Origin of the sequence: Rhizobium sp. L9 (assembly GCF_002531885.1) — a bacterium.
In the GTDB taxonomy this organism is placed as follows: Bacteria; Pseudomonadota; Alphaproteobacteria; order Rhizobiales; family Rhizobiaceae; genus Rhizobium.
Map to the genome: position 1 here is coordinate 47,514 of NZ_NWSZ01000021.1, position 24,065 is coordinate 71,578.

24 protein-coding genes are annotated in these 24,065 nt (G+C 62.4%); 21 read left to right on the plus strand and 3 right to left on the minus strand.

Annotation, left to right across the window (positions count from 1 at the left end; all coding sequences use genetic code 11):
* Positions 1 to 83: 83 nt before the first annotated feature.
* Positions 84 to 1,916, minus strand: a complete 1,833-nt coding sequence (locus CO660_RS21415) for an extracellular solute-binding protein (RefSeq protein ID WP_097600410.1) — start codon at positions 1,914 to 1,916, stop codon at positions 84 to 86.
* A 247-nt stretch (positions 1,917 to 2,163) separates the two neighbouring features.
* On the opposite strand from CO660_RS21415, the gene mepA reads away from it, so the two are divergent.
* From mepA to CO660_RS21445, 6 genes are all read left to right on the plus strand, one after another.
* Positions 2,164 to 3,234 carry a penicillin-insensitive murein endopeptidase gene (gene mepA, locus CO660_RS21420; protein WP_097600411.1) on the plus strand — a complete coding sequence of 357 codons (1,071 nt, stop codon included), beginning with the start codon at positions 2,164 to 2,166 and terminating at the stop codon, positions 3,232 to 3,234.
* Between the two features lie 86 nt (positions 3,235 to 3,320).
* On the plus strand, positions 3,321 to 3,701 hold the full coding sequence (locus CO660_RS21425) for a methylglyoxal synthase (protein WP_097600412.1): 381 nt from the start codon (positions 3,321 to 3,323) through the stop codon (positions 3,699 to 3,701).
* Between the two features lie 17 nt (positions 3,702 to 3,718).
* On the plus strand, positions 3,719 to 4,744 hold the full coding sequence (locus CO660_RS21430) for a glucokinase (RefSeq protein ID WP_097600413.1): 1,026 nt from the start codon (positions 3,719 to 3,721) through the stop codon (positions 4,742 to 4,744).
* A 123-nt stretch (positions 4,745 to 4,867) separates the two neighbouring features.
* Positions 4,868 to 6,655 carry an ABC transporter ATP-binding protein gene (locus CO660_RS21435; RefSeq protein WP_097600414.1) on the plus strand — a complete coding sequence of 596 codons (1,788 nt, stop codon included), beginning with the start codon at positions 4,868 to 4,870 and terminating at the stop codon, positions 6,653 to 6,655.
* A gap of 15 nt (positions 6,656 to 6,670) precedes the next feature.
* On the plus strand, positions 6,671 to 7,495 hold the full coding sequence (dapB, locus tag CO660_RS21440) for a 4-hydroxy-tetrahydrodipicolinate reductase (RefSeq protein ID WP_097600415.1): 825 nt from the start codon (positions 6,671 to 6,673) through the stop codon (positions 7,493 to 7,495).
* Positions 7,496 to 7,516: 21 nt separating this feature from the next.
* Positions 7,517 to 8,152 carry a 2,3-bisphosphoglycerate-dependent phosphoglycerate mutase gene (locus CO660_RS21445; RefSeq protein WP_097600416.1) on the plus strand — a complete coding sequence of 212 codons (636 nt, stop codon included), beginning with the start codon at positions 7,517 to 7,519 and terminating at the stop codon, positions 8,150 to 8,152.
* A 43-nt stretch (positions 8,153 to 8,195) separates the two neighbouring features.
* Here CO660_RS21445 and phnF read toward each other — a convergent pair whose 3' ends face one another.
* Complete coding sequence (gene phnF, locus CO660_RS21450; protein WP_097600417.1) at positions 8,196 to 8,933, minus strand: phosphonate metabolism transcriptional regulator PhnF; 738 nt, start codon at positions 8,931 to 8,933, stop codon at positions 8,196 to 8,198.
* 108 nt (positions 8,934 to 9,041) lie between these two features.
* On the opposite strand from phnF, the gene phnG reads away from it, so the two are divergent.
* The 15 genes from phnG to CO660_RS21525 all read left to right on the plus strand — a co-directional run bounded on the left by phnG (position 9,042) and on the right by CO660_RS21525 (position 21,668).
* Positions 9,042 to 9,518 (plus strand): phosphonate C-P lyase system protein PhnG, encoded by a 477-nt coding sequence (gene phnG, locus CO660_RS21455; protein ID WP_097600418.1) that lies wholly within the window; start codon positions 9,042 to 9,044, stop codon positions 9,516 to 9,518.
* Positions 9,518 to 10,126 (plus strand): phosphonate C-P lyase system protein PhnH, encoded by a 609-nt coding sequence (gene phnH, locus CO660_RS21460; protein ID WP_097600419.1) that lies wholly within the window; start codon positions 9,518 to 9,520, stop codon positions 10,124 to 10,126. Before phnG ends, phnH begins: the two co-directional genes overlap by 1 nt.
* Before the next feature lie 4 nt (positions 10,127 to 10,130).
* Positions 10,131 to 11,237, plus strand: coding sequence for a carbon-phosphorus lyase complex subunit PhnI (locus CO660_RS21465; RefSeq protein WP_097600420.1), 1,107 nt, complete (start codon positions 10,131 to 10,133; stop codon positions 11,235 to 11,237).
* Positions 11,234 to 12,109: an alpha-D-ribose 1-methylphosphonate 5-phosphate C-P-lyase PhnJ gene (locus CO660_RS21470; protein ID WP_097600421.1), complete on the plus strand. Its 876-nt coding sequence runs from the start codon at positions 11,234 to 11,236 to the stop codon at positions 12,107 to 12,109. The genes CO660_RS21465 and CO660_RS21470 overlap by 4 nt, the downstream gene beginning before the upstream one ends.
* A complete protein-coding gene (gene phnK, locus CO660_RS21475) occupies positions 12,106 to 12,882 on the plus strand; it encodes a phosphonate C-P lyase system protein PhnK (RefSeq protein ID WP_097600422.1) in 777 nt (258 codons plus the stop codon). Before CO660_RS21470 ends, phnK begins: the two co-directional genes overlap by 4 nt.
* A gap of 24 nt (positions 12,883 to 12,906) precedes the next feature.
* On the plus strand, positions 12,907 to 13,614 hold the full coding sequence (gene phnL, locus CO660_RS21480; RefSeq protein ID WP_097600423.1) for a phosphonate C-P lyase system protein PhnL: 708 nt from the start codon (positions 12,907 to 12,909) through the stop codon (positions 13,612 to 13,614).
* Positions 13,611 to 14,228: a DapH/DapD/GlmU-related protein gene (locus CO660_RS21485; RefSeq protein ID WP_097600424.1), complete on the plus strand. Its 618-nt coding sequence runs from the start codon at positions 13,611 to 13,613 to the stop codon at positions 14,226 to 14,228. The genes phnL and CO660_RS21485 overlap by 4 nt, the downstream gene beginning before the upstream one ends.
* Positions 14,229 to 14,346: 118 nt before the next feature.
* Entirely contained in the window at positions 14,347 to 15,192 is an 846-nt protein-coding gene (gene phnC, locus CO660_RS21490) for a phosphonate ABC transporter ATP-binding protein (RefSeq protein WP_176536345.1), read from the plus strand.
* Positions 15,193 to 15,280: 88 nt separating this feature from the next.
* Entirely contained in the window at positions 15,281 to 16,186 is a 906-nt protein-coding gene (gene phnD / locus CO660_RS21495) for a phosphonate ABC transporter substrate-binding protein (protein ID WP_085776549.1), read from the plus strand.
* 64 nt (positions 16,187 to 16,250) lie between these two features.
* Positions 16,251 to 17,210: a phosphonate ABC transporter, permease protein PhnE gene (phnE, locus tag CO660_RS21500; protein ID WP_097600426.1), complete on the plus strand. Its 960-nt coding sequence runs from the start codon at positions 16,251 to 16,253 to the stop codon at positions 17,208 to 17,210.
* A gap of 7 nt (positions 17,211 to 17,217) precedes the next feature.
* Entirely contained in the window at positions 17,218 to 18,561 is a 1,344-nt protein-coding gene (gene phnE / locus CO660_RS21505) for a phosphonate ABC transporter, permease protein PhnE (protein WP_097600427.1), read from the plus strand.
* A gap of 140 nt (positions 18,562 to 18,701) precedes the next feature.
* Positions 18,702 to 19,397: a DUF1045 domain-containing protein gene (locus tag CO660_RS21510; RefSeq protein WP_097600428.1), complete on the plus strand. Its 696-nt coding sequence runs from the start codon at positions 18,702 to 18,704 to the stop codon at positions 19,395 to 19,397.
* A gap of 13 nt (positions 19,398 to 19,410) precedes the next feature.
* The gene (locus CO660_RS21515) at positions 19,411 to 20,550 is read left to right on the plus strand and encodes an alpha-D-ribose 1-methylphosphonate 5-triphosphate diphosphatase (RefSeq protein WP_097600429.1); all 1,140 of its coding nucleotides are present in this window, start codon (positions 19,411 to 19,413) and stop codon (positions 20,548 to 20,550) included.
* Positions 20,547 to 21,152 (plus strand): phosphonate metabolism protein/1,5-bisphosphokinase (PRPP-forming) PhnN, encoded by a 606-nt coding sequence (phnN, locus tag CO660_RS21520; protein WP_097600430.1) that lies wholly within the window; start codon positions 20,547 to 20,549, stop codon positions 21,150 to 21,152. Before CO660_RS21515 ends, phnN begins: the two co-directional genes overlap by 4 nt.
* 9 nt (positions 21,153 to 21,161) lie before the next feature.
* Positions 21,162 to 21,668 carry a GrpB family protein gene (locus CO660_RS21525; protein WP_097600431.1) on the plus strand — a complete coding sequence of 169 codons (507 nt, stop codon included), beginning with the start codon at positions 21,162 to 21,164 and terminating at the stop codon, positions 21,666 to 21,668.
* Between the two features lie 35 nt (positions 21,669 to 21,703).
* On the opposite strand, the gene CO660_RS21530 is transcribed toward CO660_RS21525, so the two are convergent.
* Positions 21,704 to 24,034 (minus strand): DNA translocase FtsK, encoded by a 2,331-nt coding sequence (locus CO660_RS21530; RefSeq protein ID WP_097600432.1) that lies wholly within the window; start codon positions 24,032 to 24,034, stop codon positions 21,704 to 21,706.
* Positions 24,035 to 24,065 lie beyond the last annotated feature (31 nt).

Here is a 24,065-nt window from a genome sequence, read left to right on the forward strand (position 1 = left end):
AGCCTTCCCTTGCCGGCCCTGCCGGCTTCTCCGTGATTCGCTTGTGCCATTTGGAGCCCAGAGCCCCAGCATTGCAAGCCCGCTCATTTTGCCGAGGTCGACCACCAGGCATCGGGGAAGCCAAGGCTGTAGGCCGGGAACTCGGCAGGGTGCGTTACCGTGTTCCAATAGGCGATATTAACGGTATCGCGGTAGAACAGGGGGATGACGTAATGGTTTGCGAGCAAGACTCGGTCCATTGCCTTGATCGCAGCGACCTGTTCATCGCGGTTCGGCGCGAAGATAATCATGCGGATGAGCTCATCGACGGCTGGATTGGCGATCCCCGCGTAGTTGCGAGAACCCTGCTGGTTGACAGAGCCGGATCCCCAATACTCGGCTTGCTCGTTGCCCGGATTCATTGTCTCCGCCCAGACATTCCAGATCATATCGAAGTCAAAGCTGCGTTCGCGGTTGACAGCTTGCGAAGCGTCGACTGTCCGAACTCGCGCATCTATGCCGATTTTCTTGAGATTGCTGGCATAAGGCACTGCCCAGCGCTCCAACATGGGGCTCGACAATAATATCTCGAAACTCATTGGCTGGCCGGTCTTGGTATTGACCATGCGATTGCCCTTCAACTCCCAGCCGGCTTCTTTCAGAAGAGCAATCGCCTTTCGGAGGTTGTCGCGGCTTTTCTGCGGATCACCGCCAACGGGATTGGTATAGGGTGTCGTGAAAACCTCCGGCGGAACCTTGTCCTTCATGCTCTGCAGTATTTCAAGTTCACGACCCTGGGGCAGGCCGGAGGAGGCGAGCTCGGTGTTCCAGAAATAACTGTCGATGCGCTTGTAGCTGTTGAAGGCAACCGTGCGGTTCAGCTCCTCGAAATCGAAACCGTAGTTCAGCGCTTCGCGGACCCGCTCGTCCTTGAAAAGATCACGGCGCATATTGGGCACGAGAGCCTGTAGGATGCCGGTGGAGCGCAGCGGATTCGCAACCTCTTCCTTCTTGACGCGTCCCTCCTTCACTGCCGGGAAATCATATCCCGTCGCCCAGCGGGCAGCGGTCGTCTCCTGCCAATAGTCGCTGTTGCCGGCGCGAAAGGCTTCGAACTCGACATCCCGATCACCGAAATAGGTGTAGATGACGTTGCGGAAATTGTTTTGGCCGACATTTACGTTGAGGTCCTTGCCCCAGTAGTCGTCGCGCAGTTCATAACGGATCGTCGCGCCGGGCGAGAAGGATGCAATCTTGTAAGGTCCGGAGCCCATCACCGGCTCGAGCGTCGTCTTTGAAATATCGCGGGGCTTGCCGTCCGGTCCCTGCCCCTCCCACCAATGTTTCGGCACAACCATCAACTGCCCGAGAATATTCGGGAGCTCGCGGTTGTTCTTCTCGTCGAAGGTGAAGGTGACGTCGCGATCGCCGGTCTTTTCGGCCTTCACCACGTGCCGATAGTAGTTTGCGGTGGCGGGATTGTGCTCCTTGGTCTTATCCAGAGTGAAAATGACATCTTCGGGCGTTACCGGCTGCCCGTCCGCCCATTTCGCCTCTTTGCGCAGGCGAAAGGTCGCACTCGAAACATCGGCGGGAAAGGACAGTCCTTCGGCGAGCAGGCCGTAGGACACAAGCAGCTCGTCATCGGCGGGCTTCATCAACGTGTCGAATACGAGCGTCAGGCCTACCGCCGTCTGACCTTTGGCAAGGAGCGGATTAAAGGTGTCGAAGGCGCCGCTCGCGGAAAGGCGCAGATCTCCGCCCTTTGGGGCATTTGGATTGACGTAGTCGAAATGAGCAAAGCCCGGCTTGTATTTCATTTCGCTGATGACCGAGCTTCCGATCTGAAACGGCTGCTCTTCACCCATTGCCGTCAAAGGCGTCAAAGCACCCGTAAGCGATAGAAACAGACCGATTTTCGACCACAAAGTCGCCATTCACGCATTCCCCTGAATATTGATGGATTCGACAATACGAGAAATAGGGGCGAAAAACAGGAGAGAGTTTGGTTTTTGACCAGCTCGCGAAATTTTGGGCCGTCAGTTCCCGTCAGGAACGCAGTGCTTGGGCGCCGCGGCGATCCGGCTCGTGCTGCGTCCGTCCGCCAAATCATCGATTCACCAAAATCGCTTTTCACGATAGACTCGAACGCAAATCACTTCAGCAGCGGCTCAAGGGAACAGCATGGCATTCGGCTTCGCTCAAGCTTTCAGGACATTCGGCAAACTGGCAATTGCCGGCGCGATCGGTGCCGGCCTTGTGGCCCGCGACGTCGGCGCCGAGCAGAAGACGCCAAGCCCGGGCAGCGCCAAGGCGCTGTTCGCAGGCGTCAGCCTGCCAACCCAGGGGCCGGCGCAGCCGATCGGCTTTTATGCAAAGGGCTGCATGACCGGCGCGGTGGCGCTGCCGACCGACGGGCCGACCTGGCAGGCGATGCGGCTTTCGCGCAATCGCCGCTGGGGCAACCCGGCGATGATTGCGCTCCTGGAACGGTTTTCGCAGGATGCGGTCAAATATGCCGGCTGGCCGGGCATCCTCGTCGGCGATGTCGCCCAGCCGCGCGGCGGGCCGATGCTCAACGGCCATTCCTCGCACCAGATCGGCCTCGATGCCGATATCTGGTTCACCCCGATGCCGGCGCGCCGCATGACGGCTGAGGAGCGCGAGGACCTGCCCTTCACAAGCATGCTGCAGAAGGACAAGTTCCTCACCGTCAACCTGAAGGTATGGACGGAATCGCGGGCGCGGCTCCTGATGCTGGCGGCGAGCTATCCCGAAGTGGAGCGCATCTTCGTCAATCCGGCGATCAAGAAGAAGATGTGTGACACCTGGACCGGCGACCGAACCAACCTTGGTAAGCTCCGACCGATATACGGCCATGACTCGCATTTCCACATCCGCATCAAATGCCCGCCCGGTGCTGCCGGATGTACGCCGCAAGCCCCGGTGCCCGCCGGAGATGGCTGCGACAAGTCGCTCGCCTATTGGTTCACACCGGCGCCTTGGGCGCCACCGAAACCGCCCAAACCCGGCGCCAAGCCGCCGAAGCCGCCGCGTGAGATGATGGTGTCCGACATGCCGAAGGCTTGCGCCGCCGTGCTCGGTGCCGCTTCCGTCGCTTCGATGCAAGCCGCCACCTATGGTGGGCCTTCCGCTGCAAGCGCGCTCGCCGCCGTTCCGGTAGCGCCGGCTGATGACGACGAGGGGTTGCCGGATGTCGGCCCGTTGCCGAACGACAAGCCGGAGGTCCAATGAAGGGGCAGAGGCGCTGTCTTTCAAATCGCAAACACTTGGTATAAAGCGATCAAATCGATTGAATTGTTGGGGCGGAGATTCACTTCATGGCCGGCAGCAAATGCCTTGCGCTGATCGCGCATGACCAGAAGAAGGACGACATGGCGGCTTTCGCCCGCGCCAATCAGGACCTTCTTTCACACTGGAAGATCGTCGCGACAGGTACCACCGGCGGTCGCGTGCTCGATGCCGCTCCCGATCTTGACGTCACCAGGCTGAAAAGCGGGCCGCTCGGCGGCGACCAGCAGATCGGCGCGCTGATCTCGACCGGCGAAGTCGACGCGCTGATTTTCTTCGTCGACCCGCTGACGCCGATGCCGCATGATGTCGACGTGAAGGCGCTGATGCGGCTCGCCATCGTCTACGACATTCCAATGGCGCTCAACCACGCGACCGCTATAAAGCTCCTTCCCACACTCGAAGCCTGATCAGCACGGAACCGGCCATGCCCAAACCCAACCACAGCACCGCTCCGCTTCCCTTCCCGATCCTGATCGGCGATATCGGCGGCACCAATGCCCGCTTCTCCATCCTCAGCGATGCCTATGCCGAGCCGAAACAGTTTCCGAACGTGCGCACGGCGGATTTCGCCACGATCGACGAAGCGATCCAGAAGGGCGTGCTCGACAAGACGGCGGTGCAGCCGCGCTCGGCGATCCTCGCTGTCGCCGGCCCGATCAACGACGATGAGATCCCCCTGACCAATTGCGACTGGGTGGTGCGGCCGAAGACGATGATCGAGGGCCTCGGCATCGAGGATGTGCTCGTCGTCAACGATTTCGAGGCGCAGGCGCTGGCGATTGCCGCCCTATCGGATGAAAACCGCGAACGCATCGGCAGCGCCACCGGCGATATGGTCGCCTCGCGCGTTGTGCTCGGTCCCGGTACCGGCCTCGGCGTCGGCGGGCTTGTGCATGCCCAGCATACTTGGATCCCGGTTCCCGGCGAAGGCGGCCATATCGATCTCGGGCCGCGCAGCAAGCGCGATTATGAGATCTTTCCGCATGTCGAGACGATCGAAGGTCGTGTTTCGGCCGAACAGATCCTCTGCGGACGCGGCCTCATCAATCTCTACAACGCCATCTGCGTGGCCGACGGGATCCAGCCGACGATGAAGGATCCGGCCGAGATCACCTCGCACGCGCTGGCGGTTAGCGACAAGGCGGCCGTTGAGACAGTTTCGCTGTTTGCCACCTATCTCGGCCGCGTGGCAGGCGACATGGCGATGGTGTTCATGGCGCGCGGCGGCGTCTACCTCTCCGGCGGCATCTCGCAAAAGATCCTCCCGGCGCTGAAGAAACCGGAATTCCGCCAGGCTTTCGAGGACAAGGCGCCGCATAGCGCGCTGCTTCGCACCATCCCGACTTATGTGGTGACGCATCCGCTGGCGGCGCTCGCAGGGCTTTCCTCCTATGCGCGCATGCCGGCCAATTTCGGCGTATCGACGGAAGGCCGCCGGTGGCGGCGCTGAGCCACCGCACGTCCCACCGGGCCGCGCCGCGGTCTAGCCAAACCAGTCCCAACTCTTTATAGAGCCGGCCAAAGTGCGCGCCACGTTCAGGACGCGCTCCGTCTCGGACAGGAAGCTTGATATTTGGAAGCCGTGGAAAGCAGAAAGCAGAGCGTCAGCAGCGATACCGTAACCGGCGTCCTGAAGCGCATCATCGCTGAAAACGGCCGCGACCATCTCTGGGGTTATGTCTTCGCGATCGCCTGCCTCGTGGTCGTGGCGCTTTCGACGGCATTCACCGCCTGGATCATGCGGGCGATCATCGACGAAGCCTTCGCCAACCGCCGCGCCGATGTCGTCTGGATCATCTGTCTTTCGATCTTCGTCGCCTTCGTGCTGCGCGGCTTTGCCAGCTATGGCCAGGCCGTGGCGCTTTCCAAGGTCGGCAACAATATCGTCGCCCGCTATCAGCGCCGCCTCTATGCGCATCTGATGACGCTTTCCGTGGGCTTTTTCAGCGAGGCACGCTCGGCTCACATCGCAGCACAGGTGAGCCAGAACGTCAGCGGCATCCGTGACGTGCTCAACCTGACGATCACCTCGACGGTGCGCGACCTCCTGACTTTCGTTTCGTTGATCGGCGTGATGGTCCTGCAGGACCCGCTGCTCAGCCTCGCCGTGTTCGTCATGGCGCCGCCGCTGCTCTATGCACTGCGTTATGTTTCCAAACGTCTTCGCTCGGCGACCCGTGAGGCCGTGCATCTGAACAGCCACGTGCTGGGGGCCATGCAGGAGACGATCCAAGGTATTGCCATCGTCAAAGCCTTTACGATGGAAGAGGAACTGGAGAACAAGGTCAACAAGCTCATCACGGCCGCCGAAAACCGGGCGAACCGGATTGCCCGGCTTTCCGAGCGAACCTCGCCGCTGACGGAGAGCTTCGCAGGCTTTGCCGTCGCCAGCGTGCTCGCCTATGCCGCCTATCGCTCGATCTATTACAATGTGGCACCGGGCGCCTTCTTCTCCTTCGTGACGGCGCTGCTGCTTGCCTATGATCCCGCCCGCCGCCTTGCCCGCCTGCAGGTGCAGATGGAACGCGCCGTCGTCAATGCGCGAATGATCTACGAATTGCTCGATATGGAGCCGCGCCAGCGCGACTTGCCGGATGCCCGGCCGTTGACGGTGACGCAGGCGAGAATCGAATTCCGCAATGTGTCCTTCGCCTACGGCAATGAAAGCGTGCTGAACAGCGTCAGCTTCGTCGCCGAGGGCGGGGCGACCACGGCGCTCGTCGGCCCGTCGGGCGCTGGTAAATCCACCGTCATCAGCCTCATTCCGCGTTTCTACGATCCGCGCGAAGGCGAAATCCTGATCGACGGGCAGGATATTGCCCATGTCACCAAGAAGTCGCTGCGCCACCAGCTCGCCTATGTCTCACAGCAGCCCTACCTGTTCGAGGGCACGATCCGCGACAATATCCGCTACGGCCGGCCGGAAGCGACCGATGCCGAGGTGGAAGGGGCGGCCCGGCTGGCCTATGCGCATGACTTCATCTCAGCGCAGCCACAGGGCTACGATACCCCTGTCGGCGAAAACGGCGTGACGCTTTCGGGCGGCCAACGCCAGCGGCTTTCGATCGCCCGCGCTTTGGTGCGCAACGCGCCGATCCTGCTGCTCGACGAAGCGACCTCCGCCCTCGACACCGAATCCGAGGCCGCCGTGCAGAAGGCGCTCGATGAGGCGATGACCGGACGCACCGTCGTTGTCATTGCCCATCGACTTTCGACCGTGGTGCGCGCCGACAAGATCGTCGTCATGCAGCAGGGCCGGGTCGTCGAGGAGGGCAATCATGAGACGCTTGCGAAGGTCAGCGACGGTCTTTACGCTCGCCTCAACAACCTGCAGAGGCCCTCGGCCTCGGATTCATACTAACATGGCGAGACTGACATGAGCGATGCTGCGATGAAACTGGTGGTGGTCGGCGCAGCTGGACGCATGGGGCAGACGCTGATCCGGCTCATTCATTCGATCGAAGGCGTGACGCTGCATGCCGCGATTGAGCGCGCCGGCTCCCCATTCGTCGGCAAGGATGCCGGTGAGATTGCCGGACTAGGGCCGACCGGCGTCATCATAGGCGACGACCCGCTCCAGGCCTTCCTGCATGCCGAAGGCGTAGTCGACTTCACCGCGCCTGCCGCCACGGTGGAGTTTTCCGGTCTCGCCGCTCAGGCCCGCATCGTTCATGTTGTCGGTACGACGGGCTGCTCGAGCGAGGACAACGCGAAGATCGCCGCCGCGGCCCGCCATGCCCGCATCGTCAAGTCTGGCAATATGAGCCTCGGCGTCAATCTGCTCAGCGTGCTGGCAGAGCAGGCCGCGCGGGCGCTCGATCCCGCAGATTGGGACATCGAAATCCTGGAAATGCACCACAAACACAAGGTGGATGCCCCTTCCGGCACCGCCCTTCTTCTCGGCGAAGCCGCTGCCAAGGGCCGCAATATCGACCTCGCCTCGAAATCGGTCAGGGTCCGCGACGGCCATGCCGGCGCCCGCGAGGCGGGCACGATCGGTTTTGCGACGCTGCGGGGCGGCTCGGTCATCGGTGAGCATTCCGTGCTTTTCGCCGGAGAAGGCGAAATCGTCACCCTGTCGCACAGCGCGGCCGACCGTTCTATCTTCGCGCGCGGCGCCATCAAAGCCGCGCTCTGGGCGCGCGACAAGAAGCCGGGTCTCTATTCCATGCTCGACGTGCTCGGGCTTTCTTCCCAATAAGGACACTACGGAGGCATATTCATGAGCGGTACCCTCGTCCTCGTTCGCCACGGCCAGAGCGACTGGAACCTGAAGAATCTCTTCACCGGCTGGAAGGACCCGGATCTGACGGAACTCGGCATTCAGGAAGCCAAAGCCGGCGGCGCTGCGCTTGCCGAATACGGTATCAAATTCGACGTCGCCTATACCTCGGCGCTGGTGCGCGCGCAGCACACGCTGAAGCTCATCCTCGACAAGGTCGGCCAGCCTGAACTCGAGACCATCCGCGACCAGGCGCTGAACGAGCGCGACTACGGCGATCTCTCCGGTCTCAACAAGGATGACGCGCGCGCCAAATGGGGCGAGGAACAGGTGCATATCTGGCGCCGTTCCTACGACGTGCCGCCGCCCGGTGGTGAAAGCCTGCGCGATACCGGCGCCCGCGTCTGGCCCTACTACCTCACCGAGATCCTGCCGCGCGTGCTGCGCGGCGAAAAGGTGCTGGTCGCTGCCCACGGCAATTCGCTGCGTTCGCTGGTCATGGTGCTCGACAAGCTGACCAAAGAAGGCGTGCTCGCCCTCAACCTCGCGACCGGCGTTCCCATGGTCTACAAGCTGAACGCGGATTCCACCGTCGCCTCCAAGGAAGTGCTGGGCGATATGTCCGGCGCACACTGAATTCTGTGAGGCGTGCCACCGAACGGGTCGGCACGCCAAGCCCTCAGTTCTCGATCGTGAACTGTACCCGGTCGGCGGCGAAACGGCTGATCGAATATTGTACTGGTACGCCGTCGAGATCGGTGTTCATTGCCTTGGCAATCAGCAGGATCGCGCCGGGAGTGAGTTCCAGATCTGCAAGGTCGGCTGTCGCAGCATGGGCCGCTGTTATCTCGGTCGTCGCCCGGACGTAGTCCCCGAGGCCGAGCTCGGCGAAAGCCTTGGTGATCGATTCGTGCTTGCGGTAGGCCTGGCCGATCCCAGCGAAACGTTCGGCGGGAAACCAGCTCGTCGCCTTTGAAACCGGCCGCCTGTCGGCATGGCGCAATGTTTCCAGCCGGATCACTTGCTCACCCTGTTTCAGGCCCAGCCAACGGGCAACGTCGGCGCTCGCCTCCTCCTGCGCCTCATCGAGCAGAAGGCCGCGCATCTCGCGCGCCTGATCGCCAATGCCGGCGGTGAAGCGCGTGCGCCGGGTGATGGGGAAATTCAGCCGCTCCTTGCGCTCGATCAGCGTGCCGCGGCCTTGCACCGCACGCACGATTCCCTCCTGCGCCAGCGCAGCCAGCGCACTGCGCACTGTATGCCTGTTAACGCCGAATTGCAGCGCCAGCACCATTTCCGGCGGCACCATTCCCGTTTCGTCATAGGCGCCGTTGCCGATCGCCTCGCGAATCCGATCGGCGATCTGACGCCAGAGCGCCACACCCGTCTGCCTCTGCACCTGCTTCAGTCCTGCCATTCCGCCTCTACTTTGCCTCACGATGTCACACGCTTGTCACGACACCGATTTAAGGCTAGGTATAGCTTGTATGGTTGTCTATATCAATAGACATTTGAGGAAGCAGCGATGATATCAGCGGACAAGACAGACGCCGCGTCACAGACGGTCTTGGAGCGCAAACGCGCCGCCGATCTGCTGGCGCGTGGGGAACGGAGCGAACTCCAGGCGGCCTGGGACGCGTTGCCGCAAAAGCCCGTGGCTTATCCTGTGCGCGGACCGGAGACGGGACTGGTGATGGTGCGCGGCCGCATCGGCGGCGGCGGAGCTCCCTTTAATCTCGGCGAGGTGACGATGACACGCTCAACGGTGCGGCTCGAGTCCGGCTCCATCGGTCATGCGCAGGCGCTCGGCACCGACCGGGAGAAGGCCCGTCTTGCGGCGATCTTCGACGCGCTCTGGCAGGAGGAGGCGACCAGGGATTTCGTCGAACAGGCGCTGCTTTTGCCGATCGCGGAAAGGATCGCCACCACCGAACGTCGCAAGGCGGATGAGACGGCGGCAACCCGCGTCGACTTCTTCACCATGGTGCGGGGGGACAACTGATGGGTCTGACGACAGAAGTCTTTACCGGTGGCTTTACCGATCCGGTTTTCCATGCGCAGAGCGTCTTCAAGATGCTGATGGACGGCATGGCCCGCCCCGGCACCCTCCAGACCGTTGAGCCCGAGATCGACCCGCCGGCGCCGCTCGGTATCGCCGCCGGCACGATCGCGCTCACTCTTTGCGACCACGACACACCCGTCTGGCTGACCGCGGGACTGGGGAAATCCGCTGTGCCGGACTGGCTCGGCTTCCACACCGGCGCCCCACTGACCGCCGAAAAGGCGGATGCGCGCTTTGCCTTCATCGAGGCGGGCACTGCGCTTTGCTCCTTCGGCCTGTTTGCGTCAGGCACGCAGGAATATCCCGACCGCTCGACGACTGTCGTCATCGAGCTTCCCGACCTCGAAGGCGGACGCAGGCTGGCGCTGATCGGCCCCGGCATCCAAAACGTGACCGAGATCGCGCCGGCCGGCCTGCCGGAGACCTTCCTCAGGCTCTGGGCCGAGAACCGCGCGCTTTTTCCGCGCGGCATCGACATCGTGCTGACATCGGGCAAGCGCTTCGTCTGCCTGCCGCGCACCACCAAGATCACAGCAACGGAGATCTGAGCTCATGTATGTTGCCGTCAAGGGTGGCGAGGCCGCCATTGCCAATGCCCACCGTCTGCTCGCCGACCGTCGCCGCGGTGACCGGTCGCTGCCGGCGATCGGCATCGACCAGATCGTCGAACAACTCGCCCTCGCCGTCGACCGCGTCATGGCCGAGGCCTCGCTTTTCGACCGGACTCTCGCAGCGCTGGCCGTCCGTCAATCGCGCGGCGACATGATCGAGGCGATCTTCCTGCTGCGCGCTTACCGCACGACGCTGCCGCGCTTCGGTTATTCCAGACCGCTCGACACGGCTGGCATGGCGATCGAACGCCGTATCTCGGCGACCTACAAGGACCTGCCGGGCGGCCAGCTCCTTGGGCCGACTTTCGATTATACCCATCGGCTGCTCGATCCCTCGCTGCTCGAGGACGAAGCGGTCGAGGCGCCGGCCCAGCGTCCGGCCGAGACCGGCCGCGTCATGCGCGTCTCCGAAATCCTCGGCGAGGAGGGTCTGATCGAGGCCGACGGCGACATGCCCGAGGACCACGAGATCGGCGACCTGACCCGCGAGCCGATGGAATTCCCGATGACCCGGGACCTGCGCCTGCAGGCGCTTGCCCGCGGCGACGAGGGCTTCCTGCTGGCGCTCGGTTATTCAACCCAGCGCGGCTACGGCCGCAACCATCCTTTCACCGGGGAGATCCGCATCGGCGAAGTCGAGGTGGAATTCGACGTGCCTGAGCTCGGTTTCGCGGTCTCGCTCGGCACGATCCAGATCACCGAGTGCCAGATGGTCAACCAGTTTAAGGGCTCGGCGAAGGCACCGCCGCAATTCACCCGCGGCTACGGCCTGGTCTTCGGCCAGAGCGAACGCAAGGCGATGGCAATGTCGCTGGTCGATCGGGCGCTGCGGGCAGAAGAGCTCGGCGAGGATATCACCGCGCCGGCACAGGACGAGGAATTCGTCATTTCCCACTCCGACAACGTTCAGGCAACGGGTTTCGTCGAGCATCTGAAGCTTCCGCATTATGTGGATTTCCAGGCCGAACTCGATCTCGTCCGCCGCATGCGTCGCGAATTTGAAGCCGCCCGGAGCAGCGGCGAAGAGATGAAGGAAGCCGCCGAATGAGCGATCTCGCCAGCTACAACTTCGCCTATCTCGACGAACAGACCAAGCGGATGATCCGCCGCGCCATCCTGAAGGCCATCGCCATTCCCGGCTACCAGGTACCCTTTGCCAGCAGAGAAATGCCGATGCCTTACGGGTGGGGCACCGGCGGCGTGCAGGTGACCGCTTCGATCATCGGGCCGGATGACGTTCTGAAAGTCATCGACCAGGGCGCCGATGACACGACCAACGCTGTCTCCATCCGCGCCTTTTTCCAGAAGGTCGCCAATGTCGCGGTGACGACGCGCACCAGCGATGCGACGATCATCCAGACGCGCCACCGCATCCCGGAGGAAAAACTCGGAGCCGGTCAGGTGCTCGTCTACCAGGTGCCGATCCCCGAACCGCTGCGCTTCCTTGAGCCGCGCGAGACCGAGACGCGCAAGATGCATGCGCTCGAGGAATACGGCCTCATGCATGTGAAGCTCTATGAGGATATCGCCCGCAACGGCCGCATCGCCACGACCTATGCCTATCCGGTCAAGGTGCATGGCCGCTACGTGATGGATCCCTCGCCGACGCCGAAATTCGATAATCCGAAGATGCACAAGTCGGAAGCGCTGCAGCTTTTCGGCGCAGGCCGCGAAAAGCGAATCTATGCCGTGCCGCCCTATACCGATGTCGTCAGCCTGGATTTCGAAGACCATCCCTTCGAGATCCAGCGCTTCGACAGGCCCTGCGCGCTCTGCGGCGCAGAGGATGTCTACCTCGACGAGGTCATCCTCGACGATAAGGGCGGGCGCATGTTCGTCTGCTCCGACACCGACCATTGCGAAGACCGCCGCGCCCAGGGGCATGCCGGCGAAATGCTGGCCCGGGAGGCTGCAGAATGACCGATATACCGCTTCTCAAGGTCAACGACCTCTCGAAGTTCTACGGCAAACGCATCGGCTGCCGGAACGTCTCCTTCGAGCTCTGGCCCGGCGAAGTGCTGGCCATCGTCGGCGAATCCGGCTCGGGCAAGACGACGTTGCTCAACTGCATCTCCACCCGGTTGATGCCGACGACCGGCAGCGTCGAATACCACATGCGCGATGGCAACTACCGCGACCTCTACCGCATGAACGAAGCGGAGCGCCGATTCCTGATGCGCACGGACTGGGGTTTCGTGCACCAGAACCCGGCCGATGGATTGCGCATGACCGTATCGGCGGGTGCCAATGTCGGTGAACGGCTGATGGCGATCGGCGACCGGCACTACGGCAAGATCCGCTCTACCGCCATTGACTGGCTCGAACGCGTCGAGATCGACGCTGACCGCATCGACGACCAGCCGCGCGCCTTTTCCGGCGGCATGCGCCAGCGCCTGCAGATCGCCCGCAATCTCGTCACCGGTCCGCGCCTGGTCTTCATGGATGAACCCACGGGCGGCCTCGACGTATCGGTGCAGGCGCGCCTGCTCGATCTCGTGCGCGGCCTCGTCAACGATCTCGGCCTCTCGGCCATCATCGTCACCCACGATCTCGCCGTCGCTCGCCTGCTCTCGCACCGCATGATGGTGATGAAGGACGGCTACGTCATCGAACAGGGTCTTACCGACCGCGTGCTCGACGATCCCAGAGAGCCTTACACGCAGTTGCTCGTCTCCTCGATCCTGCAGGTCTGAGTTAGAAACCAGGAAACCCAAATCATGCCAACGCCCCTCGTCGTCTCCGAAGTCTCGAAGAGCTTCACCATGCACCTGCGCGACGGCATCAGGCTGCCTGTCGTCTCGGATGTCGCCTTCTCGGTATCTGCGGGTGAATGCGTCGTGCTCGGCGGCCCCTCGGGCATCGGCAAGAGCTCGCTGCTCAAGATGATCTACGGCAATTATGCCGTCGACACCGGTCAGATCCTCATTCGCCACCACGGGCGGATCGTCGATCTCGCCTCCGCCGATCCACGCACCGTGCTCACCGTTCGCCGCAATACGCTCGGCTATGTCAGCCAATTCCTGCGCACCGTGCCGCGCGTGGCGGCAATCGACGTGGTAGCCGAGCCGCTCGTGGCGCGCGGCGAAGATGTCGTCGTTGCACGGGAAAAGGCAGGCGCCCTGCTCGCCAGGCTCAACTTGCCGGAAGCGCTGTGGCAGCTGCCGCCCGCCACCTTCTCCGGCGGCGAGCAGCAGCGCGTCAACATCGCCCGCGGCTTCATCACCGAGCATACGATCCTGCTCCTCGATGAACCCACAGCCTCGCTCGATGCGAAAAACCGCGCCGTTGTCGTCGGCACGATCGCGGAGAAGAAGAAGGCGGGCGTCGCCCTTCTCGGCATCTTCCACGACGAGGAAGTGCGCGAGGCCGTCGCCGACCGCATCCTCGACGTCCAGCAGTTCTCTCCTCGGAAGATCGCCGCATGAGCCGCCAGTTGGGTACCGAGCCCTATATCCACGAAACGGCTGATGTCAGCGACTCTATCTTTGGGCGCTACACCGAGGTCTCAGAACGCTGCCGTATTAGCGAAGCCACCTTCGGCGACTATTCCTACATCATGCAGGACGGGGCCGTCTGGTGCGCGACGATCGGCAAGTTCGTCAATATCGCCGCCGCCGTGCGCATCAACGCCACCAACCATCCGACCTGGCGCGCGACCCTGCATCATTTCACCTATCGCGCCGCCGACTACTGGCCCGACGCCGACATGGAGACGGACTTCTTCGCCTGGCGGCGCGCAAACCGGGTGACGATCGGCCACGACGTTTGGATCGGCCATGGTGCGACCATCTTGCCCGGCGTCAAAGTCGGCAACGGCGCCGTTATCGGTGCCGGCGCCGTCGTATCGAAGGACGTTGCGCCATACACGATCGTCGGCGGTGTGCCGGCCAAGCTCATCCGCGAACGTTTCGCGAAAGAGATCGGCGAACGCATGGACAGACTTTCCTGGTGGGATTGGCAACACGACCGGTTGCGCCTGGCTTTGCAAGATTTCCGCAACTTAAGCGCGGAAGATTTTCTGGCCCGCTACGAGGGCTAGACACCGCCTCTGCAGCGCGGAGATTTGTGACACTTCTTACACAAATCTGACATTTGGGGTTCATCAAGCGGGACTAATGCGGTGCTGACCAAGGCCTGAAGTGCAAGGGACCAGCATGATGTTCGAGCTGAAGGATGTCACCCGTCGTTTCGGAAAAAAGCTCGCCGTCGATGCCGTGACCCTCACCATTCCCCAGGGTCAGATGGTCGGCATCATCGGCCGCTCCGGCGCCGGCAAGTCGACGCTGCTGCGCATGATCAACCGCCTCCAGGAGCCGAGCTCCGGCTCCATTCATTTCGCCGGCGTCGAGGTCTCCGGGCTTCGCGGCCAGGCATTGCGCAACTGGCAGCGCGACTGTGCGATGATCTTCCAGCAGTTCAACCTGGTGCCGCGCCTCGATGTCCTGACCAATGTCATGCTCGGCCGCCTCAATCACCGCCCGACGCTTCTGAGCCTCCTCAACATCTTCACCCGCGAGGAGCGCGTGCATGCGATCGCGGCACTCGAACGCCTCGGCATCGAGCAGACGGCGCTGCAGCCGGCCGGCACGCTTTCCGGCGGCCAGCAGCAGCGCGTGGCGATCGCCCGCGCGCTGATGCAGAACCCGAAGATGGTGCTCGCCGACGAACCGATCGCCTCGCTCGATCCGCTGAACGCCAAGATCGTCATGGATGCGCTGCGCGACATCAACGAGCGTGAGGGCATCACCGTCATCACCAATCTGCATACGCTCGACACCGCCCGCAACTATTGTGAGCGCATCGTCGGCATGGCCGGCGGCCGCGTCGTCTTCGACGGCAAGCCCTCGGAGCTGACGGCCGAAGCAGTGAAGGAAATCTACGGCACGGACAAGGACGGCGCCGGCATCGACGAAACGATGACCTCGACCTCCATCAATATCGCTCCCGAGGGCGCCAACAATCAATCCGCCGGCGTCCAGCCGCTGGCGTTGGCTGGTCTCTGACAGAGGCGGCCGCGATCGAACGCCCGCGTTAAGGGCACACTTCTTCGTAACGGGAAGGCCGGAGACACCGGTCGATAGGAGAGAACGCATGTTGAAGAAAGCACTCTTTGCGGCAACGGCGCTGTTTGCGCTCGCCGGCGCCGCCAATGCCGCAGACCTCAAGGAATTCCGCATCGGCATCCTTGGCGGCGAAAATGAAACTGACCGCCTGCGCAACTATGCCTGCCTCGCCGACCACCTGAAGCAGGAATTCGGCTTCGAGAAGGTCTCGCTCTTCCCGGCCGCTGACTATGACGGCGTTATCCAGGGCCTGCTCGGCGGCACGCTCGACTTCGCCGAACTCGGCGCTTCCGGTTACGCCTCCGTCTACCTGAAGGATCCGAAGGCTGTTACGCCGATCCTGACGACGCAGCAGAAAGACGGTTCGACTGGTTATTACTCGATCGGCCTCGCACTGAAGTCCTCCGGCATCAAGACCATCAAGGACGCCAAGGGCAAGAAGCTCGGCTACGCCGATCCGGACTCCACCTCCGGTTACCTCGTGCCGCTGACGCAGATCCCGAAGGACACCGGCATGCCGAACGACAAGTTCTTTGCCTCGACCCAATTCAACGGCGGTCACGAAAACAACCTGCTTGCCGCCTATGACGGCAAGGTCGATGTCGCCGTCGACGACTCGTCGGGCATCGGCGACTTCAAGGATGGCTACACTTCCGGCACGTTCCGCAAGGAAGTCGACAAGGGCGCCGTCGATCCGAACAAGCTCGTTGAAGTCTGGCGTTCGCCGCTGATCCCGAACGGCCCGCTCGTCGTGCGCAACGCCCTCGGCCAGGAGTGGCAGACGAAGCTCGCAGCCTTCTTCACGGCCCTGCCGGAAAAGGATCACAAGTGCTTCTCGGCTGTCGAAGGCGGCGACTACAAGGGCTACGCTCCCGTCAAGCACGACTTCTACAAGGCCGTCGTCGAAGTTCGCAAGGCGGCCATCGGCGGCTGATCGCCTTTTGAATACGGGGCGGCTGACAACGGCCGCCCTTTGTTTGTTACAGCGCGGAGCGTCCATGACCATTGCCGACACACAGCCGCACATGCAGAGCACGCAGGAGATCGGCACCGCCTGGGACCGGATGGTCGCCAAGCGCCGCTTCTGCACCGTGCTCGGCCTGGTTATCCTTATCGCGGCTTTCGTGAGCTCCGTCCGCTTTGCCGATGAGAGCAATGCCGGCCATTTCTTCGAACGCCTGCCGCACCTATTCGACTTCCTGAGCTGGCTCATTCCCAAGGATTGGAACGACGTCTGGCGCGCGCTCTTCGACATAGCGAGCGTCAACGACAAGGGCGGCGAGGAATTCAACTTCATCAAAGGCCGCGTCTATATCTGGGGAGACTTCTACATCCCGGAATATTTCGAGCTGATGATCGTCACGATCAACGTGGCGCTGATCTCGACTATCATCGCCTTCGTCTTTGCCGTGCCCTTGAGCTTCTTTGCGGCGCGCAACCTGACGAGTTCGTGGCCGCTGCGAGTCTTCACCAAGCGGCTGATGGAATTCCTGCGCGCCTTCCCGGATATCGTCATTGCCGGCCTGTTTTCAGCGCTCCTGTCGATCGGGCCGGTCGCCGCCATCATCGCCATCACCCTGCACACGATCGGCGCGCTCGGCAAACTCTTCTACGAAGTCGCCGAAAATATCGACATGAAGCCACATGAGGGGATGAAGGCCGTCGGCGCCAACTGGTGGGAGCGGGTGCGCTTCGCCGCCCTGCCGCAGGTGCTGCCGAATTTCGCCTCCTATGCGCTGCTGCGCCTGGAGATCAACGTGCGCGCCTCGACCATCATCGGCGCCGTCGGTGGCGGCGGCATCGGCGAAGAGCTGAAGCTTTCGATCTCGCGCGGCTTCGGCGCAAAGACCGTCGCCCTCGTACTCCTGTTGTTCGTGACGATCATCGCCGTCGACCAGTTCTCCGCATGGCTGCGCCGCCGTCTCGTCGGCGAACACGCTTTCCTTCTGCAACATTGAGGCCGCCATGACGGTGATCGACGCAAACCGCATGCAAGAGATTGAAGCGCGCTATCCGGAATATTTCCACCGGTCGTTCCGCCAGCGTTTCGGCGGGCTGATGATCCTCATTGCGACCCTCCTCTACGGCCTCTACGCCGTCTGGTTCTTTGACCTGCCCAAGCTTCTTGCCGAAGCCCACTGGGAGCGCGTCGGCATCTATCTCAGCCAATGGGTGAGTTATGATGTGCAGCCGGACTTCCGCATCCAGGATGACGGCTCGATCGAGGTGCGTTATCCCCGCTTCTCGCCGCTCGGCGACAATCCGCATCCGGACTGGGTGGTCAACAATCCCGATGGCAGCATCACCGTTTCCGTCAGCGGCACCAGCCGCAGCATCACCGTTTCGAAGAGCGAAACGATCGTGACCGCACACGGCGTCAGCGTCCCGGTCAACGTTTCGAGCGGCGCGCCCGAGGTGGTCGGCCCGGTGCCGAGCTGGATGACGGTCTATGACGATAACGTGCTCGCTGATCTCGGCTTTGCCGGCGACGTCAGCATTTCCGTCGATCGCGTGAAAGTTCGCAAGCGTTTCCTCGGCTGGGCGAATTTCCTCTTCGACACGCAATCGTCATTCTTCGACAAGCCGGTCGGCGACGTCCTTGGCCTCATTGTCTCCGGCCCGCGCATCAAGCCCGACCAGTCCAACCTGTCGCTCGCTTTCGATGACATCTGGAACAACAGCGAATGGCAGCACGGCGACGTCTGGACCAAGCTTTTCCAGACGATCGTCATGGCCTTTCTCGGAACGCTGCTCGGCGCGCTTGCCGCCTTCCCGCTCGCCTTCCTGGCGGCACGCAACATCACTCCGAACCGCCTCTTGAACCAGATTCTCAAGCGCTTCTTCGATTTCCTGCGCTCTGTCGACATGCTGATCTGGGCGCTTTTCCTGACACGCGCCTTCGGCCCAGGGCCGCTTGCCGGCAGCGGCGCGATCTTCCTCACCGAGACCGGCACGCTCGGCAAGCTTTATTCCGAGGGGCTCGAGAACATCGACAACAAGCCGCGGGAAGGCATCAAATCGACTGGCGCCCAGACCTTGCTCGTCCATCGTTACGGCATCATGCCGCAGATCGTCCCGGTCATCGTCAGCCAGACGCTCTACCAGTGGGAGTCGAACGTGCGCGGTGCCACCATCATCGGCGCCGTCGGCGCAGGCGGCATCGGCCTCAAACTCTGGGAGGCAATGCGCACCAACGCCAACTGGGAAAACGTCGCCTATATGGTCATTCTGATCCTGATCGTCGTCTTCCTGTTCGACGCCGCATCGAACGCGCTGCGCCATCGACTGATGGGCACGAATTCGCACTGAGCACTCGATGAAGGCCGGTGGCGGCGCGGCCGTCATCATCATTCTGTCACGGAAATCTTTTAGCCGGGAGCCTGCTTGCGGTTCGCCGCCAAATCACTGCACATTGCGCTCCCCTTTCGACGATCCCCAGGACAAAATCCTTGCGCTACGCTCTCTATTTTTCGCCGCCGAAGGATGACCCTCTGACCGGCGCGGCTTCGCTCTGGCTCGGCCGCGATGCGTTCAGCGGCAAAACCTATCCTGCACCCGCACATGAGACGCTGAGTGCGGCAGAGCAGTTCGAGCTGACTGCCGACCCGCGACGCTATGGCTTTCATGCGACGATCAAGGCGCCGTTTTCGCTTGCCGCTTCTGTCACCGAAAGGGATCTCATGGCCTTTGCCGAGGAGTTTGCCGCGCGCACGCCGGCTTTCGAGATTCCCCAGCTCGTCCTCGGTCAGCTCGGTCGATTTTTTGCCCTTGTTCCGGCTTCTCTTCATCAACCTCTTCAGGATTTCGCAGCGAAGGTGGTAAAGTCCTTCGAGCCGTTCCGCGCAACGCTGTCCGAGGCCGATATCGCGCGCCGCAATCCGGAAAGGCTCAGCGACAGCCAGCGCGCCAATCTGCAGCGCTGGGGCTATCCTTACGTCATGGAGGATTTCGGTTTCCACATGACACTGAGCGGGCAGGTGCCTGCAGAGCGCGCCGAGGTGATGAGAGCAATCCTGGCGGAACGTTTTGCCGGTTTCACCGGCCGCCCGCTTTTGATTTCCGGCCTTGCGGTCTTCATCGAGGAGACGCGCGGCGCCCCGTTCAGAGTTCGTTCCTGGCTGCCCCTTGCCGGCGCTAAAAACTGAAAGACCTGACAATATGAGCAAAGAGACCGTCTTTTCCAACGCCCGCATCGTTCTCGAGGACGACATCCTTTCAGGATCGATCCTCATCCGCGACGGCAAGATCGCCGATATCTCTGAAGGCAATTCGGTAGCCGGCGAAGATTTCGAGGGGGATTACGTCATTCCCGGCCTTGTCGAACTGCATACCGACCATCTCGAAGGCCATTATCAGCCGCGTCCGGGCATTCGCTGGCACAAGACGGCTGCCGTCCAGGCGCATGACGCCCAGATCGTCACATCGGGCATCACGACGGTCTTCGACTGCCTGCGCATGGGCGCGGATGAGGATGGCGGGTTCGAAAATGGCGAGATGCGCGAGATGGCCGACGCCATCCAATCGGCGGAGAAGGAAGGCAGGCTGCGCGCCGAACACCTCATCCACCTGCGCTGCGAGGTATCGGCCGACAATGTGCTTGAACATTTCGCCGATTTCGAAAATGATCCGCATGTGCGGCTCGTCTCGCTGATGGATCACGCGCCCGGCCAGCGGCAGTTCCAGACGATGGATCAATATATCTTCTACTACCAAAAGAAGCGTGGTCTGAGCGATGAGGCCTTTGCGCGTTTCGTCGCCAAGCGCCAGGCGGAATCGGCGCGCAATTCGACGCCACATCGAAACGCCATCGCCAAGGTCTGCGCCGAGCGCGGCATCACGGTCGCAAGCCATGACGACGCCACGCTCTCCCATGTCGACGAGGCGATCGACAATGGCGTGCGCCTTGCCGAGTTCCCGACCAGCTTCGATGCCGCCCGGGCATCGCACGAGCACGGCATGAGCGTGCTGATGGGCGCGCCCAACATCGTGCGCGGCAAATCCCATTCCGGCAACATCGCCGCCCGCGATCTCGCCGAAATGGGCGTGCTCGACGTTCTGTCCTCCGATTACGTGCCGCTCAGCCTGCTGCATGCACCCTTCATCCTTGCCGACGAGGTGGAAGGCATCACCCTTCCGAAAGCGATCGCGATGGTGACGTCGACGCCTGCCCGCACCGTCAGCCTCAATGATCGCGGCCGGATCGCGACCGGGCTGCGCGCCGATCTCGTCCGTGTCCACCGCTCGCACGGCGTGCCGGTAACACGCTCCGTCTGGCGCCAGGGACGCCGTGTCGCATGACGCCGCACGAACCCCATGCGGCTGCTGGAGCCGAACGCGGCATCATGGTCGTCGTCGTCGGGCCGAGCGGCGCCGGCAAGGACACGCTGATGAACCTCGCTGCGCGGCGTTTTTCCGGCCGCGACAACGTCCATTTCGCCCGCCGCGTCATCACCCGCCACCGCGATGCCGGCGGCGAGGATCATCTTTCCGTCTCCCTTCAAGGCTTTGCCGCCATGGAGCAGTCAGGCTCCTTCGCCGTGTGGTGGGAGGCGCATGGCCTGAAATACGGCATTCCGGCCGAAGTCTCGGTGGCGCTGTCGAGAGGCCATATCGTCGTGGCCAACGGCTCGCGCTCGGCGCTTCACCGCTTCCAGGCCGCTTTCCCGCGGCTGAAGGTCATCAATGTCACGGCCCGCCCGGAAGTGCTCGCCAGCCGGCTGGAAGCGCGCGGCCGGGAGACACATGAGGACATCATGGCCAGGCTTGCCCGCGGCCCGCTGACCGTGCGCGGCGACTATGACGTGACGGAACTCGACAATAGCGGTTCGCTGGAAGAGGCCGAACAGAAGATGATCGCGATTCTGGACGAATTGCTGGCCGAAGTGCAGCGACCACAGTAGGGAGGCAGGATGCGTGCCATCAAAGTTGTCGATTACGACACTTCCTGGCCACTGCTCTTTGCCGCAATCAGCGCCGAGGTCTCCGTCCTGCTCGGTGATCTCGTGCAGTCCATCGACCACATCGGCAGCACATCTGTGCCTGGACTTGCAGCCAAGCCGAAAATCGACCTCGATGTCGTCGTGGTATCTGACGACGCCTTACCGGCAGCGATAGAATTGGTACGCGCTGCCGACTTCACCTTTCACGGTGACCCTCACGGAGACGGCCGTTGGGTCTTTACCCGTAACCGCGAGGCTTGCGGGTACAGGCTCTATGTCTGCGCACCCGATAATCCCGCGCATCGGCAGCGCATCCTGTTTCGCAACTATCTCCGAGATCATCCCGCAAAGGCCAAGGCCTATGCCGACCTCAAACGCCGCCTGGCCGCGGAGGCGGACGGCGATTGGGATTTCTATACCGGCGGCAAGACCGAGTTCGTCGAGGAAACGATAAGATTGGCTACGTTGAAAACATGAAACCGGAATGCGCCGCGCACTCCGGCCATCGTCGATCAATCGCCCTCGCCGCGTCCGGATACGATCTCGCGTTTGCCGACGTGGTTTGCCGGGCCGACGAGACCTTCCTTTTCCATCCGCTCCACTAGGGAGGCGGCTCTGTTGTAGCCGATGCCGAGGCGGCGCTGGATGTAGGAGGTTGAGCACTTCTTGTCCCGCATGACGACCTTGACGGCCTGCTGGTAGAGCTCGTCACCGTCCTCGGCGCCCATAGCACTCTTGTCGAAGACGGCGCCGTCTTCATCATTCTCGACGTCTTCCTCCTCGTCGGCAGTGACCGTATCCAGATATTCAGGACGGCCCTGCGTCTTCAGATGCGCGACGACTTTTTCGACCTCGGCATCGGAGACGAAGGGGCCATGGACACGGGCGATGCGGCCGCCACCCTGCATGTGCAGCATGTCACCCTGTCCGAGCAGCTGCTCTGCGCCCTGCTCGCCGAGGATGGTGCGGCTGTCGATCTTCGAGGTGACCTGGAAGGAAATGCGGGTCGGAAAATTCGCCTTGATCGTGCCGGTGATGACATCGACCGACGGACGCTGGGTCGCCATGATCAGGTGAATACCGGCGGCACGCGCCATCTGCGCCAGACGCTGGATCGCACCTTCAATCTCTTTGCCGGCGACCATCATCAGATCGGCCATCTCGTCGACGATGACGACGATGTAAGGCATCGGCGCAAGATCCAGCTCTTGGCTTTCTTCGATCGGCGCACCGGTTCCCCTGTCGAAGCCGGTCTGAACCATGATGTGGATGGTCTCGCCCTTTTCGCGCGCCTGGGAGACGCGGCCGTTATAGCCGTCGATGTTGCGCACGCCGAGGCGCGACATCTTGCGATAACGCTCCTCCATCTCGCGCACCGCCCATTTCAGCGCCATGACAGCCTTTTTCGGATCGGTGACGACGGGCGTCAGCAGATGCGGAATACCGTCATAGACGGAGAGTTCGAGCATCTTCGGGTCGACCATGATCAGCCGGCATTGCTCCGGCGTCATGCGGTAGAGCAGCGACAGGATCATCGTATTGATGGCGACCGATTTGCCCGAACCGGTGGTGCCGGCGACGAGCAGATGCGGCATCTTTGCGAGCTCGGCGATCACAGGCTCACCGCCGATGGTCTTGCCGAGGCCGAGCGCCAGCTTATAGCCGCTCTTGTCGAAATCCTGGCTCTCGATCATCTCCCGGAAATAGACGGTTTCACGGGTGACATTCGGCAGCTCTATGCCGATGACGTTGCGGCCCGGGACCACGGCGACGCGGGCCGAAAGCGCCGACATCGAGCGGGCGATATCATCGGCCAGGCCGATGACGCGCGACGACTTCACGCCGGGCGCCGGCTCGAATTCATAAAGGGTGACGACGGGGCCGGGGCGGACATGAATGATCTCGCCCTTGATGCCGAAATCCTCAAGCACGCTTTCCAGAAGACCGGCATTCTGCTCCAGCGTCTCCTGCGACATGATCTCGCCGAGACGTTCGGGCGGCTCTTGCAAAAGAGCGCGCGGCGGGAATTCATAACCTGATGCATCGATCTTTTCAGGCCTTGCTGCAAGGCGTGGCGACGGCAGGACTGCGGCGACCGAGGGCGCAGGCCGAGGCACAGAGGCGGCCTGAGGGACCGCCGTGACCTGAGGCATCGGCGCAGTCTGGGGCGCGACCTGAGGCGCAGGTGCAATCGCCGCCTCGCGGGTACGCACGGGCCTTTCCAGGGAAATCGCAGCCGGCGGGCGCAGAGCCGCCGGCGCGGGCGCTGCAGCCGGCGGCTGGACCGGTCGGGATGCCGCCTGAGCGGGCTTCAGCGCGCCCGGACGCCATTCCATGACGCGAAACAGCGAGGTGATCGATTCGGGCGCGGTCTCGATCTTCGGAAGAATGATCGAGGGCGCGCGCACCGGTTCGCCCTCCTCGAACGCCATGACTTCCCAGAAGGCAAAATCGGAAATCGAAGACAGTTCGGAAGCGGCGCGCAGGGTAGGAGCCTCCACCGCGGCGGCCGGCGGCTGCAGCGTCTCGATCTCAGCCTGCGCTACGGCAGGTTCAGCGGGCTCCGGCAGGTAGATATCGAAGGGCACGTCGACCGCGACCGGTTCTATCCGTATCGCCTGCTGTTCCGCTTCCGGTTCACTGCGAACGGGCTCGTTCGACGGGCGGCGGCGGCTGATCAGCGTTTCGGGCGTGCGGGTGAAGCGAACATTCGGCGCGAGCGAGAAGTTGCTCTGCCAGATCGGTGCCGGCGGCCTCTCGCCTGGATTTTCCTCCGGAAGCTCCGTTTCAATGCCGCTGGAAAAATCTGCGGCATCCGTCAAATTGGTTCTGGGAAAACGCATGCGTCCGCTACTCACTCATGCCTAACAAATT